11 protein-coding genes are annotated in these 15,794 nt (G+C 31.7%); 2 read left to right on the forward strand and 9 right to left on the reverse strand.

The window, feature by feature from the left end; translation table 11 throughout:
- Positions 1-4: 4 nt before the first annotated feature.
- From FHR24_RS05040 to FHR24_RS05050, 3 genes are all read right to left on the reverse strand, one after another.
- Positions 5-766 (reverse strand): ParA family protein, encoded by a 762-nt coding sequence (locus FHR24_RS05040; protein WP_167184789.1) that lies wholly within the window; start codon positions 764-766, stop codon positions 5-7.
- 118 nt (positions 767-884) lie between these two features.
- Positions 885-2,342: an aminoacyl-histidine dipeptidase gene (locus FHR24_RS05045; protein ID WP_167184792.1), complete on the reverse strand. Its 1,458-nt coding sequence runs from the start codon at positions 2,340-2,342 to the stop codon at positions 885-887.
- Positions 2,342-2,971 carry an NAD(P)H-dependent oxidoreductase gene (locus FHR24_RS05050; protein ID WP_167184795.1) on the reverse strand — a complete coding sequence of 210 codons (630 nt, stop codon included), beginning with the start codon at positions 2,969-2,971 and terminating at the stop codon, positions 2,342-2,344. The genes FHR24_RS05045 and FHR24_RS05050 overlap by 1 nt, the downstream gene beginning before the upstream one ends.
- Positions 2,972-3,048: 77 nt before the next feature.
- Here FHR24_RS05050 and FHR24_RS05055 point away from each other — a divergent pair, with 77 nt between their 5' ends.
- Entirely contained in the window at positions 3,049-4,341 is a 1,293-nt protein-coding gene (locus FHR24_RS05055) for a DUF2851 family protein (protein WP_167184798.1), read from the forward strand.
- Here FHR24_RS05055 and FHR24_RS05060 read toward each other — a convergent pair.
- The 6 genes from FHR24_RS05060 to FHR24_RS05085 all read right to left on the reverse strand — a co-directional run bounded on the left by FHR24_RS05060 (position 4,328) and on the right by FHR24_RS05085 (position 14,793).
- Entirely contained in the window at positions 4,328-5,140 is an 813-nt protein-coding gene (locus tag FHR24_RS05060) for a metallophosphoesterase (RefSeq protein ID WP_167184800.1), read from the reverse strand. The two genes, FHR24_RS05055 and FHR24_RS05060, sit on opposite strands and share 14 nt — an antisense overlap.
- A 41-nt stretch (positions 5,141-5,181) precedes the next feature.
- Positions 5,182-7,638: an alpha-ketoacid dehydrogenase subunit alpha/beta gene (locus FHR24_RS05065; protein ID WP_167184803.1), complete on the reverse strand. Its 2,457-nt coding sequence runs from the start codon at positions 7,636-7,638 to the stop codon at positions 5,182-5,184.
- Between the two features lie 83 nt (positions 7,639-7,721).
- On the reverse strand, positions 7,722-10,460 hold the full coding sequence (locus tag FHR24_RS05070; protein ID WP_167184805.1) for a M1 family metallopeptidase: 2,739 nt from the start codon (positions 10,458-10,460) through the stop codon (positions 7,722-7,724).
- Positions 10,461-10,528: 68 nt separating this feature from the next.
- Positions 10,529-11,251 carry an LOG family protein gene (locus FHR24_RS05075; protein ID WP_167184808.1) on the reverse strand — a complete coding sequence of 241 codons (723 nt, stop codon included), beginning with the start codon at positions 11,249-11,251 and terminating at the stop codon, positions 10,529-10,531.
- A 53-nt stretch (positions 11,252-11,304) separates the two neighbouring features.
- Positions 11,305-14,124 carry an excinuclease ABC subunit UvrA gene (gene uvrA, locus FHR24_RS05080; RefSeq protein ID WP_167184811.1) on the reverse strand — a complete coding sequence of 940 codons (2,820 nt, stop codon included), beginning with the start codon at positions 14,122-14,124 and terminating at the stop codon, positions 11,305-11,307.
- 72 nt (positions 14,125-14,196) lie between these two features.
- Positions 14,197-14,793, reverse strand: a complete 597-nt coding sequence (locus FHR24_RS05085) for an NAD(P)H-dependent oxidoreductase (protein ID WP_167184814.1) — start codon at positions 14,791-14,793, stop codon at positions 14,197-14,199.
- Positions 14,794-14,887: 94 nt separating this feature from the next.
- On the opposite strand from FHR24_RS05085, the gene FHR24_RS05090 reads away from it, so the two are divergent.
- A complete protein-coding gene (locus FHR24_RS05090; RefSeq protein WP_167184817.1) occupies positions 14,888-15,787 on the forward strand; it encodes a LysR family transcriptional regulator in 900 nt (299 codons plus the stop codon).
- Positions 15,788-15,794: the final 7 nt, after the last annotated feature.

Consider the following 15,794-nt stretch of genomic DNA (forward strand, 5'->3'; position numbering starts at 1 on the left):
ATGTTTAATTCTTTGTAATCACTTCGTGAGCTAAGTTAATATAGTTTACGGCACCTCTACTTGTGGCATCATAAGCAATAATACTTTCTCCATAACTTGGAGCTTCTCCTAAACGAATATTACGTTGTATAATGGTTTCAAAAACCATATCACTAAAGTGTTTTTTAACCTCTTCTACTACCTGATTTGATAATCTTAATCTAGAATCGTACATAGTTAGTAAAAGCCCTTCTATATCTAAAGAAGCGTTGTGTATTTTCTGAACACTTTTAATGGTGTTTAATAATTTTCCTAATCCTTCCAACGCAAAATATTCACACTGAATAGGAATAATTACTGAATCTGCTGCTGTTAATGAATTTAAGGTGATTAACCCTAAAGACGGAGCACAATCAATAATAATAAAATCATACAGGTCTTTAATTGGTTTTAAAACCTCTCTTAACATGTATTCTCTATTTTCTTTGTCTACCAATTCAATTTCAATAGCAACCAAATCAATATGAGCTGGAATAATATCTACGTTTGGCGAATTGGTTTTTATAATAGCTTCTTGTGCAGTACAAGTATGCTCTAAAATTTCATAAGTCCCTTTTTCAACAGTTTCTATGTCTATACCTAAACCAGAGGTTGCATTCGCTTGTGGATCGGCATCAATAATCAAAACCTTTTTTTCCAATACACCTAGTGAGGCTGCTAAATTTACAGAAGTTGTTGTTTTTCCAACTCCTCCTTTTTGATTAGCAATGGCAATAATTTTTCCCATGAATACATGTAGTTTATGTTGCTTGTAAAAGTACAATTAATTGTGTGTAACTAAAAGTTAAGATATTAACAATTATAATACCAAAGAATGTGTTCTTTTTAAGGATTTTGTTAAATTATTATGCTTTTTCTGGGATGTTTTTTAAGATTTCCTTTAAAAATTTCCAAAACTTTTGAGTGGATACAATACTTGCTCTTTCGTCAGGAGAGTGAGCTCCTCTAATTGTAGGCCCAAAAGAGACCATTTCCATAGCAGGGTACCATTTTCCTATAATTCCACACTCTAAGCCTGCATGACAGGCATTTACATTAGGTTCTGCTTTAAATAATTTTTGATATATAGAGGTCATAACCCCTAGAATACTAGCATTAGGGTTGGGCTGCCAACCAGGATAAGTTCCATCGGTACTAACTGTAAAGCCACCTAAGTTAAAAGTTGCAGTTAGTTGATTTACCAAATCTTGTTTTTCAGTATCTATAGAAGATCTTGTTAAACAAGCGATGGTAATTATTCCATTATCAACTTTCACAGAAGCAAGATTGTTAGAGGTTGCTACCAAATCTAAAATAGCAGCATCCATTGTGTAAACTCCGTTGTGGCAAGCGTATAACGTGTTGATTAAGTTTAATTGAGTTGTTGTGTCTAATCTCGTATCACTATTTTTAGTAGAAAGTAGTTCTATAGATAGTTGCTCTTCTTTTACTCGCCATTCTTTTAGAATGCTGTTGGTAATTGTATTAAAAATTTCTTTTGTGTTTTTAGAGTTTTCTATAGCAATTACACAAACTGCTTCTCTTGGAATTGCGTTTCTAAGACTTCCTCCTTTTAAAGAAATTAATTCAAATTTGAGTTCTTTTTGCAACTCAAATAATACTCTTGTGATTAGTTTATTTGCGTTTCCTAATCCTTTGTGAATTTCAATTCCGGAATGACCACCTTTTAATCCGTTTACTGTAATTTGATAACAACTACTATTTGTAGATATTGGAGTAGGAGTGTAGTTTTTTGTAGCAGTAACATCTATACCACCAGCACAACCAATGGTAATTTCATCATCTTCTTCAGTATCTAAATTCAGTAAAATATCTCCAGAAATAAAGCCACGCTGTAGTTCAAAAGCACCTGTCATTCCTGTTTCTTCGTCTATAGTAAATAAGGCTTCAAGTTCGGGGTGTTGAATCGTATTGTCTGCTAATAAGCTCATAATTGCAGCCACTCCCAAACCGTTGTCTGCCCCAAGAGTAGTGCCCTTTGCTTTTACCCAATCACCATCTACATACATGTCAATTCCTTGGTTTTCAAAATCAAAAACAGTGTTGTTGTTTTTTTGATGCACCATGTCTAAATGTGATTGTAAAGTCACCTTTTTTCTGTTCTCAAATCCAACAGAAGCAGGTTTTTTTATGACTACATTTAAAGCGTTGTCTTGTTTGGTTTCTAAACCTAATTGTTGACCAAAAGAAACCATAAAATTAGATATGGCTTGCTCTTTTTTTGATGCTCTAGGAATTGCGTTAATAGCACTAAAGTGTTTCCAAATTTCTTTAGGTTCTATGTGTGACAAGGTATTGTTCATTATAATTCTATAATAATTTCTGATAATGGTTTTCTTATCTTTTTTTCTTTGGCCATAAAATCGTCATCTGCTCTAAAACCAACGGGTAATAACAATGCCGATTTTAAGTTTTTGTCAGCCAAGTTTAAGGTTTCATCCACTTTGGCGGGAATAAATCCTTCCATAGGGCAAGAGTCAATTTTTTCTAAAGCACAGACAGTTAGTAAATTTCCCAAGGCAATGTAAGTCTGTTTGGCAAAAGAGATATGTTTATTTTCAGTACTCTTTTCATCAAAATCTTTGATTAAAAAATCTCTAAAAGGTTTGATGACATCTTCAGGAGTTTGTCTTTCTGAAACTACTCTATCAAAATAATTAGCTACATCTTTACCATCATAATTGTCCGGATAACACAAAATAAGTAAGTGAGAAGCATCTACTACCTGACTTTGGTTAAAAGCATTGGGTAGCAACTTTTCTCTAAGTTTTTTATCTTCTACAATAACCAAACTTAAGGTTTGTAATCCATAAGAAGTAGCTGTTAAATTAAAAGCTTCCTTTAAGGTTTGCAATTGTTCTTTTGATAGTTTTTTAGTGGTATCAAATTTTTTGGTTGCATATCGCCATTTAAGGCTTTCTATTATATTCATGTGAAAAATCTTGTGTGTTGGCAAAAATAAGGTATTTATTTTTTAACTTACTGTATTCAACCAGATTCTACAACGCTATGAAAGAGTCTTTATTACATTTAGTTTGGGAACAGCAACTGTTTAAAACGGTTGATTTGTTAACCACTGATGAACAAACTTTAAAAATACATAAGAAAGGAATTTTAAATCATTTACAAGGACCCGATTTTGGGAATGCAGTGGTTGAGATTGGTGGCCAAAAATGGGCAGGTACTATAGAGATTCATGTAAAATCTTCTGATTGGTATGTACATCAACATCAAGAAGATATTAATTACCAAAACGTAATTTTACATGTAGTGTATGAGCATGATGTAGAAATTTTTGATAAACACAGTAATAGTATTCCCACTTTAGAATTAAAAAAACAGATGGACTCTGATGTTTTAGAGAATTACAAATTGTTGATAGGGAATTCTAAGCAATGGATTTTTTGCGAATCGAAATTAAAAGATTTTGATACTTTTAAATTATCAGGATGGTTAGAGCGTTTGTATGTAGAAAGGTTAGAGCGTAAAGTAGGTGAAATAGAAAGAGTGTTTTTAAAAACAAATAAAGACTGGGAAGCTGCTTTGTTTTTGTTGATGGCAAAATATTTTGGAGGAAATGTAAATGGAGAAATTTTTTTAAACGCTTTTTCTCAGGTTGATTATACTATTGTAAGAAAACAAATAGCAAATAAAACAACAACTTCGTTTTTATTTGGACTGGTTGGTCTCTTAGCACAGAAAAGTGTTGAAGATGGGTATTATGAGTTATTGAAAAAAGAATTTACGTTTCAGAAACAAAAACATCAATTAGGAAACTTACAGTTGGCTAGACTTAATTTTTATGGTTGTAGACCACCTAATTTTCCTACCATTAGATTGGCTCAGTTGATTGCTTTCTACGAAAAACATAAAACGGTATTTGCGAGTATTTTAAATCTAGATGGAAATTTAAAAAGTTATCATGAATTTTTTACAATTAAAATGGAAACCTATTGGCAATTGCATTATAATTTTGATAAGCCCTCTAAAAAATCTTCAAAACAAATTAGTAAAGCATTTGTCAATTTATTGTTGATGAATGTAGTGGTTCCAATGTTGTTTTTTTATGCAAAAAACCAAGGAAAAGATACAAGTTTTTTATTGGATTTGATGTATGAAATCCCTGTTGAAAAGAATAGTGTCATTTCTAAATTTAATCAATTAGGAGTTAAGACCAATGCTGCTTTGCAAACCCAAGCATTGTTAACACTTAAAAAAGAATATTGTGATAAAGAGCGTTGCTCGGAATGTGTTGTTGGAATTTATTTACTTAAAAAGAGAAATAATTTTAAATATCCATAACCACCATTTCTGCTCTAGCACCAAATCTAATAGGGAGCATACTTGTTCCAACTCCTTTAGAAATATACATTTTAGGATCTGAGTCTTTATACCAGCCTTTTAAATAGTTTCCGCTTCCTGGTGGTTTAAAAGGGACAAATCCTAAAAAGGTAATTTGTCCTCCATGGGTATGACCTGATAGTACTAGGTCTATAGTTAAGTTTCCTTTTTGTTGAGCTATAACATCCCTATGTTCTGGGCAATGAGATAGAACAATAGTAGTGTCTGAAGGTTCTTTATTTATAATGGCTTTCTTAAAATCAGCATTTCCTCCTATAAAATCATCAATACCTATAATAGAAATTCTACGATTTTTTATAGTAAGAGTTTTATTTTGATTGATTAACAAATCACAGTTATTTTTTAGAAACGTATGTTTTAGTTTGTTTAAATCAACATTGCCCCAATATTCCCAATTCCCTGTAATTGCATATTTAGGAATAGCATAATCGATTAGATTTAAGAACGTATTTAGAGAGTCTATTTTTTCAGTTTTATCTACAGAATCTCCAGTAATAAATAATAAATCGGGTTTTAGGATGTTGATTTTTTTTGCAATGGATTTATGAAAATATTTTAAAGAGTTAAAATGTAAATCAGATATTTGAATAATTTTTATTTTATTACTTTCCGATTTTGAAATGTCAAAATAATTCCAATCAATTACATATTTTTCAAACCAAAAAGTATCTAAAAATAGACAGCCTAGGGTAGATAAAATTCCAGTTTTTATAAAAGTTCTCCTAGTTAGTTTTTTCACTATCAAATAATAAGTTGATTAACAATGCTACAAGAATGTTTTTAGTACAACTTAGGGAATTTACTAGGGTTTGCTTCATGAAAAACAGCATATACTTTTTCAAACACATCATCGTGAGACGGTTTAGAAAAATAATCACCATCGCTACCATAAGCAGGTCTGTGCTCTTGTGCAGAAATACAAATAGGCTTGCTGTCTAAATGTTGATAGGCATTTTGTTCATCTACCACTTTTTGTAAAATATAAGCAGATGCACCTCCAGGAACATCTTCATCAATAATAGCCAAACGGTTTGTTTTAGAAACGCTGTAAGAAATATTGTGATCTAAATCAAAAGGCATTAAACTTTGGACATCTATCACTTCTGCATTAATTCCTACTTGTGCCAATTCTCGTTGTGCAACTTCCATTACAATTTTTAAGGTAGAGCCATAAGAAACTAAAGTGATATCTGTACCTTCTTTAATGGTTTCAGAATACCCTATAGGTGTTAAAAATTCACCTAAATTATTTGGTTTTTCTTCTTTTAAACGATACCCGTTTAGATTTTCTATCACAATGGCAGGTTCATCTGTTTGTAACAAAGAGTTGTAAAAACCAGCTGCTTTGGTCATGTTTCTAGGGACCAATAAATGCATTCCTCTTAAACAACTTAATATTAAAGCCATTGGAGACCCAGAATGCCAAATACCTTCTAGTCTGTGTCCTCGGGTTCTAACAATTAAAGGAGCTGTTTGTTTACCGTAAGTTCTGTAACGTAAACAAGCTAAATCATCGCTTAGCGTTTGTACAGCATATAAAATATAATCTAAGTATTGAATTTCTGCAATAGGACGTAATCCACGTAAGGCCATTCCAATACCTTGCCCCATAATAGTAGCTTCTCTAATACCAGTATCAGCAACACGTAACTCTCCGTATTTGTCTTGTAAACTTTCTAATCCTTGGTTTACATCTCCAATTTTACCTGCATCTTCACCAAAAATAAATAGATTATCGTGTTTTTTTAGAAGTGCATCAAAGTTGTCACGAATAATAATTCTAGCATCTACAATTTCTTTTGTATCTGCATAAGTAGGTAGCTTTTCTGTGATAGAAGAAGCTCCTTTTCCAAAATCGTTTAATAATTTAGAACTGTACTTTTCTTGAGCAATAGGTAAGTTTTTGTGCATCCAATTTTGCAACAGTGCTTTACTTGGAATGTTTTCTTCTCTTATATAGCTCAGTATTTTTCTTGCAGCACCAAAAATATCTTTACGGTGTACTTCTGCTAAATCTTCTAAGTCGTTTTTAAATTTTAAAACAAAGTTTTTGTTAGTACTTTCATCGGCTACTTTGTTTAAAATAGTAAGTAAGGTTTGTTGTTCTTCTTTTAAGGGTTTGATGAATGCTTGCCATGCAATTCTTTTAGCAGCAGAAACTTCTTGTCTTGCTTTTTTCTCTATGGCAATTAATTCGTCTTCACTTTTAACCAATCTTAAATCAGAATCGTCTTCAGACAAATCAAAATCTAAAATCCATTCACGCATTTTTTTAATACAATCAAAATCTTTTTCCCATTGCAAACGTTCTGCACTTTTGTAACGTTCGTGAGAACCTGAAGTTGAATGTCCTTGTGGTTGTGTAACCTCATCTACGTGAATCATTACAGGAACATGTTCTTCTCTTGCTATTTGAGAGGCTTTTGTATAGGCTTCTATTAAGCTAGAATAATCCCAACCTTTTACGTTAAATATTTCAATTCCTTTAGTGTTATCGTCTCTTTGAAAACCTTTTAAAACTTCGGATATGTTTTCTTTTGTTGTGTGGTGTTTTTGGTGTACTGAGATTCCGTATTCATCATCCCAAATACTAGCAACCATAGGAATTTGTAAAACCCCAGCAGCGTTTATAGCTTCAAAAAAGTGTCCTTCACTTGTACTTGCATTTCCAATAGTTCCCCAGGCAACTTCGTTTCCTTTTTTACTAAACTTTTCGTAACCTGTTTGTACTGTTTTTTCTTGTCTATACAGTTTAGAAGCATAAGCCAAACCTACCAATCTAGGCATTTGTGCAGCGGTACAAGAAACATCAGATGCGGTATTGTATTGTTCTGTTAAGTTTTTCCAGTCTCCATTTTCATCTAAACTATGTGAGGCAAAATGACCTCCCATTTGTCTACCTGCAGCAAAGGGTTCGTGTTTAATATCTGTATGTGCATACAAACCAGCAAAAAACTGTTGAGGTGTTAATTCTCCTAGAGCTAACATAAAAGTTTGGTCACGGTAATATCCTGATCTCCAGTCTCCTTTTTCAAATGCTTTTGCCATGGCAATTTGAGGTAATTCTTTACCGTCTCCAAAAATTCCGAACTTCGCTTTTCCTGTTAATACTTCTTTTCTTCCCAATAAACTACATTCACGGCTAAGTACAGCTATGTAATAATCATTAAGAATTTCTTCTTTAAACTGATTAAATGTAAGTTCTTGTTCTTTTTTTGAATCAATAGTAATAGGCATAGTTTATCACAATTTATAGAGGGTAAAGTTAATCAATTATGATGGGATATTAAAAAGTAAGATAAGTTAGCTATTAACAATTGTTAAAACAGCTGTTGTTTTAAGAATTTTATGATAGGTTGTGCTTTTAGGGTAACTACAAAACGAACGTTGTTTATGTAGTTATCTTGTTGTGTAACAAAGCCTTCCTTGTTGTATATGGGTAAGTAAAATTCTAAAATATTTGGAATAAAATTCAATCTAACTCCAGTTTCGTAATCAAAAAAAGCAGATGAATTTCGGTTTTTCAACAATGAAACATTGTTAAATACTTCTACCCATCTTATAATTCCGACACTTGTGTTAATACTTGTTAACCATTGGTTTGCAAATCCTGGGTTGTTTTGAGAGACAAATCCTCCTTGAGATTTAAAATACTGCTGACTTAAAATTCCGCTAGTTTCAGAACGTCCTAAATAGGGAAGTTCAAACAAATAATCGTTTGCTGTGTGTTGATTTATGCTAAAATAATCGCTAGAGGTATTGTTGGTGATAAATGCACCTCCGTAAAATCTAAATTCTATAGGTCTTTTTTGATTGGTTAAGTGTCTGTATCTAAAATCTACATTTAATTTAGAAAATTTGGTAGCAATCTCAGTATTTACGTTTAATTGATAATTGTGAATTAGCTTATTCATTTTAAATAAATAATCTAATTTGAATAAATGATAATCATCTTCGTCTGTTTTTTGAGTTCCTGCTGCTACTTCTTTGTCAATAACTAAAAAACGAGCGGTTATTTTATTGGTTCCTAACGCTCTAAAATCTTTTTGTTTAAAGCTAATTGAAAAATAAGGAGCTACGGTATTGTAATTCAATTCAGGAGCGTAATGATAGTTGCTTCCTGTAACTCCAAAATTGGTTTGATAGATAATTGTGTTTTCTGGAAATACAGAATAATCAACATTAAAACCACCTGTTAAACTATTACTAGCTGTACTGTAGGTCGGTTTTAATGCATATTCTAAATTTTGATGTAAAAAGGCTTTGTTCTGTACACTTACTCCTAAAATAAAACCATCGTAATAATTATAATCGCCTTCAGGCTTTAAAAAAACTTGATTTTTTCTGGGGTTATTTAAATCTTTAAGTAAGCTAATTTGTATAGGTCGTTCAAATAATTTAGGTTTTTTATTGTCCCAGTTGTTACGGTAATTTATTTCTGGATAAATGTTTTCGTAGTTTAAAACTATTTTATCTAGACTGTCGTTTTTTATGTTAATTTTTTTGATGTCTTTAAAACCATCAACCCAAGTTTTACTTTTAATTGTTTTGCCTTTTAAACCATAAACCAATACAGGGGTGGTAATACTTCTTTTGTTTTTAATGGTAATATCTACGCTGTCTTTTTTAAAATTAGTATCTATAATTTTATGGTCAATTTTCTTTTTGGTGTTGATCCATTCTTTTTGAAACCAACTAATATCTTTATCTGTATTGCTTTGTAAGGTTGCTAAAAAATCTTTAGAATGAATGCTTTTTCCTCTGTTGTTACTGATGAATGTATAGATACTATTATCTAATATTTCTTCTCCTATGTATTCTTTTAAGTATAAAAAACCAATTCCAGATTTGTAAGGAGAAACTACTTTTTTATTGTAGTTAGAGAGCTTGTTGTAGGGAGTGTCTAAATCTTGATCTAAATTTTCTCTGGCAGTAATTTGATTGACCATGTTAAATTTATTATTAAAACTCTGTTTGGCAATATTCATAGATTTAATTCCCCAAACGTTAGACAATCTTCCTAATAATTTGGCATTAGGATGGTATAAGTTCATGTATTTTGTAAACAAGTAAATTTCTAAACCTTCGGCAAACCAATAATCTTCATTTTTATTTACGTTTACAATTTGCTCTACATATTGACTAACTAAAGCTTTAAAAAATTCAGCTTCCCATTTAAATTCACTTTTAAAAGGGTGCAGCTGACGAGGTAAATATTTAAGTTCATATATAGGATTTTGATTGTAAATCTTTTGATCAACTATAATTTTTGTATGTGGCAAATAACTAAGATGGTCATTTAAAAAAAACATCATTTGTTGCATTCTCATTTTTTGAGTTGCCATGGGGATTTTATTGCTAATAAAGTTGGTTACTATTTTGGCAGGATAGGTGGGGACTTCTAAATAAGAACGTAGTAAAGCAATGCTTAAGTTGGTGTGTGTAATTCCTTTCCCGTTAAGTAAATAAGTGGTGGTGGTATTCCCTGTTGTTTTTTGCTTGTGAAAATTACTGTGAATATTATAACCAATTGGGGTGGTAAATTCTATACTATAATTTGTGGGTAATTTGTACTGATAATTTAAATTTTGATGTGAGTCTAATTGCCATTTATCTGTATAAATAGCAGGAGTAATGTGCCAATCTTCTAAATAAAAATCGATTCCCTTTTTACCACTACCTGTAAATTTAGCATTGGGAATTTTAAGGGTATAATTTAAGTCTAATTTAGTGCTGTCATTTGGGTATAGTGGATGGCTAAGATTCACAAAAATTAAATCTTGTAAATGATGTGGAGAATGAAAACTTGTTTCTTGTTGATTGGATTTAATAAAATGAACTATGCTATAACCTCTGTCTTCTTTTTTTGAGAAATAAAAATCTGTTTTGTAATCTTCTAACAGTCTTTTGGCTAAAGGAGTATTGTCATTTTTATAGCTATTTCCCCAATTCCTAAGTACAATTTGATGTAAAGTATCTTTACTGTGATTGTAGTAGGTTATTTTTTGCTGTATTTCTAAAATACTTTTGTCTGGAACTAATTTAGCTTTTATGGTCAATTGGTTATTTTGACTATAAAAGCTAAGGCTGATTAAAAAAATAAATAATCGTAAAATTAGTTTCAATTCTAGAAATTTGGTTTTAGTTTATACTTGTTGTAAAAATTATTTAAATGTTCAATAGCCTCGTCTGGAGTGTCTACCAATCTAAATAAATTTAAATCATCTGGGCTTACTGTTTTGTATTCTTCTATCAAACGTTCTTTAATCCAATCTAACAATCCTTTCCAGTAATTTTTACCGACAAGAACAATTGGAAAACGACCAATTTTTTTAGTTTGTATTAAAGTAATGGCTTCAAAGAGTTCATCCAAAGTACCAAATCCTCCTGGCATAACTACAAAACCTTGTGAATATTTTACAAACATTACTTTGCGTACAAAAAAGTAATCAAAGTCTACACTTTTGTCTCTATCTATCCAAGGGTTGTTGTTTTGTTCAAAAGGCAATTCAATATTTAATCCTACAGAGGTTCCTTTACCTCTATGAGCTCCTTTGTTACCTGCTTCCATAATTCCGGGACCTCCACCAGTAATAACTCCAAACCCATTTTGTGTTAATTTGTAGGCAATTTCTTCGGCTAGTATGTAGTTAGGGTCGTTAGGTTTGGTTCTGGCAGATCCAAAAATACTTACGCAAGGTCCTATTTTAGCCATAGTTTCAAAACCATTGACCATTTCAGACATAATTTTAAATACAGCCCAAGAATCGTTGCTTTTTATTTCGTTCCAATTCTTTTGACCAAGTTTATTGTATATTTTATCTTCTTCTATTCGTTCCTTTTCTGTCATAATTACGTGAGTTTTTCTTTTTTACTTACGTTAATATACAAAAATAACAAAGGTTAAAGTTCTTTTTTTAAGAATATAGCAGTGTAACTTTTTTTGTTTTTAGCAACTTCTTCAGGGGTTCCTTTGCAAACAATAGTTCCTCCACCTTTACCACCTTCGGGACCAATATCAATAATATAATCAGCTAGTTTAATTACATCCATATTGTGTTCTATAATTAAAACAGAATTTCCTTTGTCTACCAATTTCTGAATTACATTCATTAAAACTCGAATGTCCTCAAAATGCAATCCTGTGGTAGGTTCGTCTAAAATATAAAAAGTATTACCGGTATCTCTTTTAGAGAGTTCTGCAGCTAATTTTATTCTTTGTGCCTCACCTCCAGATAGTGTTGTAGATTGTTGTCCGAGTGTAATGTACCCCAAGCCAACTTCTTTAATTGTTTTTATTTTACGATGTATTTTAGGGATCTGATCAAAAAAGTCAACAGCTTCATTAATGGTCATTTCTAAAATATCTGAAATAGATTTTCCTTTGTATCTAATTTCTAATGTTTCTCTGTTAAAACGTTTTCCCTGACAAGTTTCACATTCTACATGTACATCGGGCAAAAAGTTCATTTCTATCACTCGCATTCCGCCACCTTCACAAGTTTCACATCTACCTCCTTTTACGTTAAAGGAAAAACGACCAGGTTTGTAACCACGAATCATAGCTTCGGGTGTTTTGGCAAATAAACTTCTTATTTCATCAAATGTTTTGGTATAGGTTGCTGGGTTAGAACGTGGTGTTCTACCAATTGGAGACTGGTCTATATCTATAATTTTATCTACATGTTCTAAACCTTCTATGCTCTTATAAGGCTGAGGTTTTTTAACACCATTGTAAATATGTGCATTTAAAATTGGGTACAAAGTTCCGTTTACCAAGGTAGATTTACCACTACCCGAAACACCTGTTACACAGACCAATTTTCCTAATGGAAAATGAGCAGTTACATTTTTTAAATTGTTTCCTGTAGCTCCTTTTAAAACGAGTTCTTTCCCGTTTCCTTCTCTACGTTTTTTAGGAACGCTAATTTCTTTTCTACCTGTTAAGTAATCTGCAGTTAGGGTTTCTACTTTAGAGAATAAATCATAAGAACCTTGACTTACAATTTGCCCACCATGTATTCCTGCACCAGGACCAATATCTATTACGTGGTCGGCACGTTCCATAATATCTTTATCGTGTTCAACAACCAAAACAGAGTTTCCCACATCTCTTAATTGCTCTAAAGAGTGAATTAATTTTTCGTTGTCTCGTTGATGTAATCCAATACTAGGTTCGTCTAAAATATACAATACACCTACTAATTGAGAACCAATTTGAGTGGCCAAACGGATACGTTGTGCTTCTCCTCCCGATAATGATTTAGAGGTTCTGTTTAGGGATAAATAATCCAATCCTACGTCTAATAAAAACTGAATTCTAGTTCTTATTTCTTTGGTTATTTCTGATCCAATGATTTTTTGTTTGTGGCTAAGTTTGTTGTCAATTTTAGAGAACCAATCTGCCAATTCGCTAATATCCATAGCGGTGATGTTCCCTAAATCGTAGCCATCAATTTTAAAATATAAAGATTCTTTACGTAAACGACTTCCGTTGCATTCGCTACAAACAACATCATTCATAAAATCTTTTGCCCAACGTTGTATGCTTTTAGAATCTGTGTTTTGATGTTGACTTTCTATAAAAGAAAGAATTCCTTCAAAGTCTATTTGATAGGTTTTGGTAACTCCTGCAGCTTTTGCTTTTACATTAATAGTTTCTTTTCCTCCGTTAAGAATTATGTGTAAAGCTTCTTCTGGGATTTTAGAAATAGGATCGTCTAAATTAAATTGATAGGCACTTGCAATACTTTGAATTTGTTTAAAAATCCAAGTATTTTTTTGAGCTCCTAAAGGAATAATCCCTCCGTTTTTTATAGAGATACTATCATCGGGAATTACTTTTTTTAATTGAATTTCTGCTACATGACCCAAACCGTTACATTTTGGACAAGCTCCCTTAGGAGAGTTAAAAGAAAAAGAGTTAGGTTCTGGTAATGGATAAGAAATTCCGGAAGTAGGACACATTAAAGCTCTACTAAAATATCTAGGTTTTTTCTCGTTAAATTTCATCACCATTAACACACCATCACCTGCGTACATGGCTGTCTTTATGGTTTCTTCTAAGCGTTTTTCTTGTTCAGTGGTAATTACCAATCTATCAATAACAATTTCAATATCGTGTGTTTTGTATCGATCTAGCTTCATGCCTTTGGTAATGTCTACAATAGCACCATCTACCCGAACCTTGGTGAATCCTTGTTTGGTAATTTGCTCAAACAATTCTCTGTAATGCCCTTTTCTAGATTTAATAACGGGAGCTAAGATAAGTGTTTTTTCACTATCAAAATCCTGTAAAATTAATTCTTTGATTTGTTCATCCGAATAACTTACCATTTTTTCGTTGGTATTGTAAGAATATGCATCGGCAACACGAGCGTATAACAAACGTAAAAAATCGTAGATCTCTGTAATGGTTCCCACGGTAGAACGTGGACTTTTATTGGTGGTTTTTTGTTCTATGGCAATTACGGGAGACAATCCATCAATTTTGTCTACATCAGGTCTTTCCAATCCGCCTAAAAATTGACGAGCATAAGCAGAAAAAGTTTCTATATATCTACGTTGTCCTTCTGCATAAATAGTATCAAAAGCTAAAGAAGATTTTCCGCTACCACTTAAACCTGTAATTACTACTAGTTTGTCTCGTGGTATTTTAACATCAATGTCTTTTAGGTTGTGTGCTCTAGCTCCTAATACTTCTATAAATTCGTTGGTTGCCATATGTTTTTTACAAAAACACGAAGTTACCATTTTTTACTAGGATTTTAGAAAGGGTAGGTCTAATTTAAATAATTAGAATTGAGGTGTTACTTTGTTTAAAAAAAGGTTGTAATTCTTTAACTCTAAGGGAACATCTGCATTTTTTTCCATATCGTAAAAATGGTGTGATGCTAGTAATTCCATACCTGCAAAAGCATTCATTTTATGAAAACCGAATAAGATGCCTTGGTCTACACTTTTTTGATCAAAAAATTCATTTTTTAATGTAAATGCTGTTTTAGGAGCGTTCCAACTAGTGGTTACAATATATTTTTTAGATTGCATTAAACCACCAGTACCATAGTTAATTTCTGGATTTTTTCTACTTCTACCATCGCTCTCATAAATTCCGTTTTGATGACCTGCAGTAAATACACGGTCTATGTATTCTTTAAATCCAAAAGGAATTTGAAACCACCAAATAGGAGTGTGGTATATGATGATGTCTGCCCATTTAAATTTTTCAACTTCCTCCATAGGATCATAAGTATCACCTACTTGAGTTTTTTTTACTTGAAAATCCTTTAAATTGTTAAAATAAGAGTTGGTTTGCTGAAAAAGAGTTTTGTTAAATTTTCCTCCAGAATGTGCAAAAGGATGTCCTCCGTTAATGATAAAAATATTTTTCATTTTTTGTTTGATTAAATTTTTATCAAAATTAAAACGATAATAAGTATTGTAAAAATAATACAAATAATACATTTGTATTATAATATTTATAGCTATGGTGAGTTTAGAATGGTACAGAACTTTTAAAGAAATTTATGAAAATGGAACACTAACCAAAGCAGCTGCTGCTTTGTACACCTCTCAGCCGGGAGTTAGTGTGCATTTAAATGCTTTAGAGGCTTATACAGGACAAAAATTATTTAAACGTACGTCTAGAAAAATGATTCCGACCGAAGAAGGAAAGTTTTTATATGAATATATTATTGATGCGGTTAAACAATTAGAAATTGCAGAACAACACTTTAAAAAAAGTACCCAAAAAAAGAAGCCCTCTGTTCATATTGGTATGTGTTCAGAAATGTTTCAGCATGTAATAGAATCAGAAATATCTAAATTAAATTTTAATCTAGTTGCAAAATTTGGAATGCATGGTGACTTGATTAAGGATTTAAACAATGGAATTTTAGACTTGGTAATCACTCCAAAAACACAAAGTGATAAAAAATCATTAGTAGAATATATTCCTTTTTCAAAAGAAAAAATAATTTTAATAGCAGGCATACATACAGATACTACTAGTATTAATCTGTTGCTAAAGCAAAAGAATTGGAAAGGTTTAGAAGAAGAGTTGCAGAAAAAAACATGGTATAGCGCTTCTAATGAAATGGAACATTTTAGACGTTTTTGGTTTGAAAACTTTAAGAGACGGCCAGCCTTTAAACCTAATTTTATACTGCCTAATATAAGTTCCATTATAAGATGCTTAAGTAACAAAAGTGGGTACGCTTTGGTTCCAGATTTTTTATGTGATGAAGCGATTAAGAATAATCAGATAAAGTTAATTTGGGAAGGAACGGTGAATACAGAAAACACGTTGTATTTTGCAACAAGAACAGATTTACAACATAAAGAAGAAGTTGATGTTCTTCAGGAATTATTTAAACAGAAAATGTAACAACTTA

The organism is Wenyingzhuangia heitensis, assembly GCF_011762155.1.
Classification (GTDB): Bacteria; Bacteroidota; Bacteroidia; order Flavobacteriales; family Flavobacteriaceae; genus Wenyingzhuangia; species Wenyingzhuangia heitensis.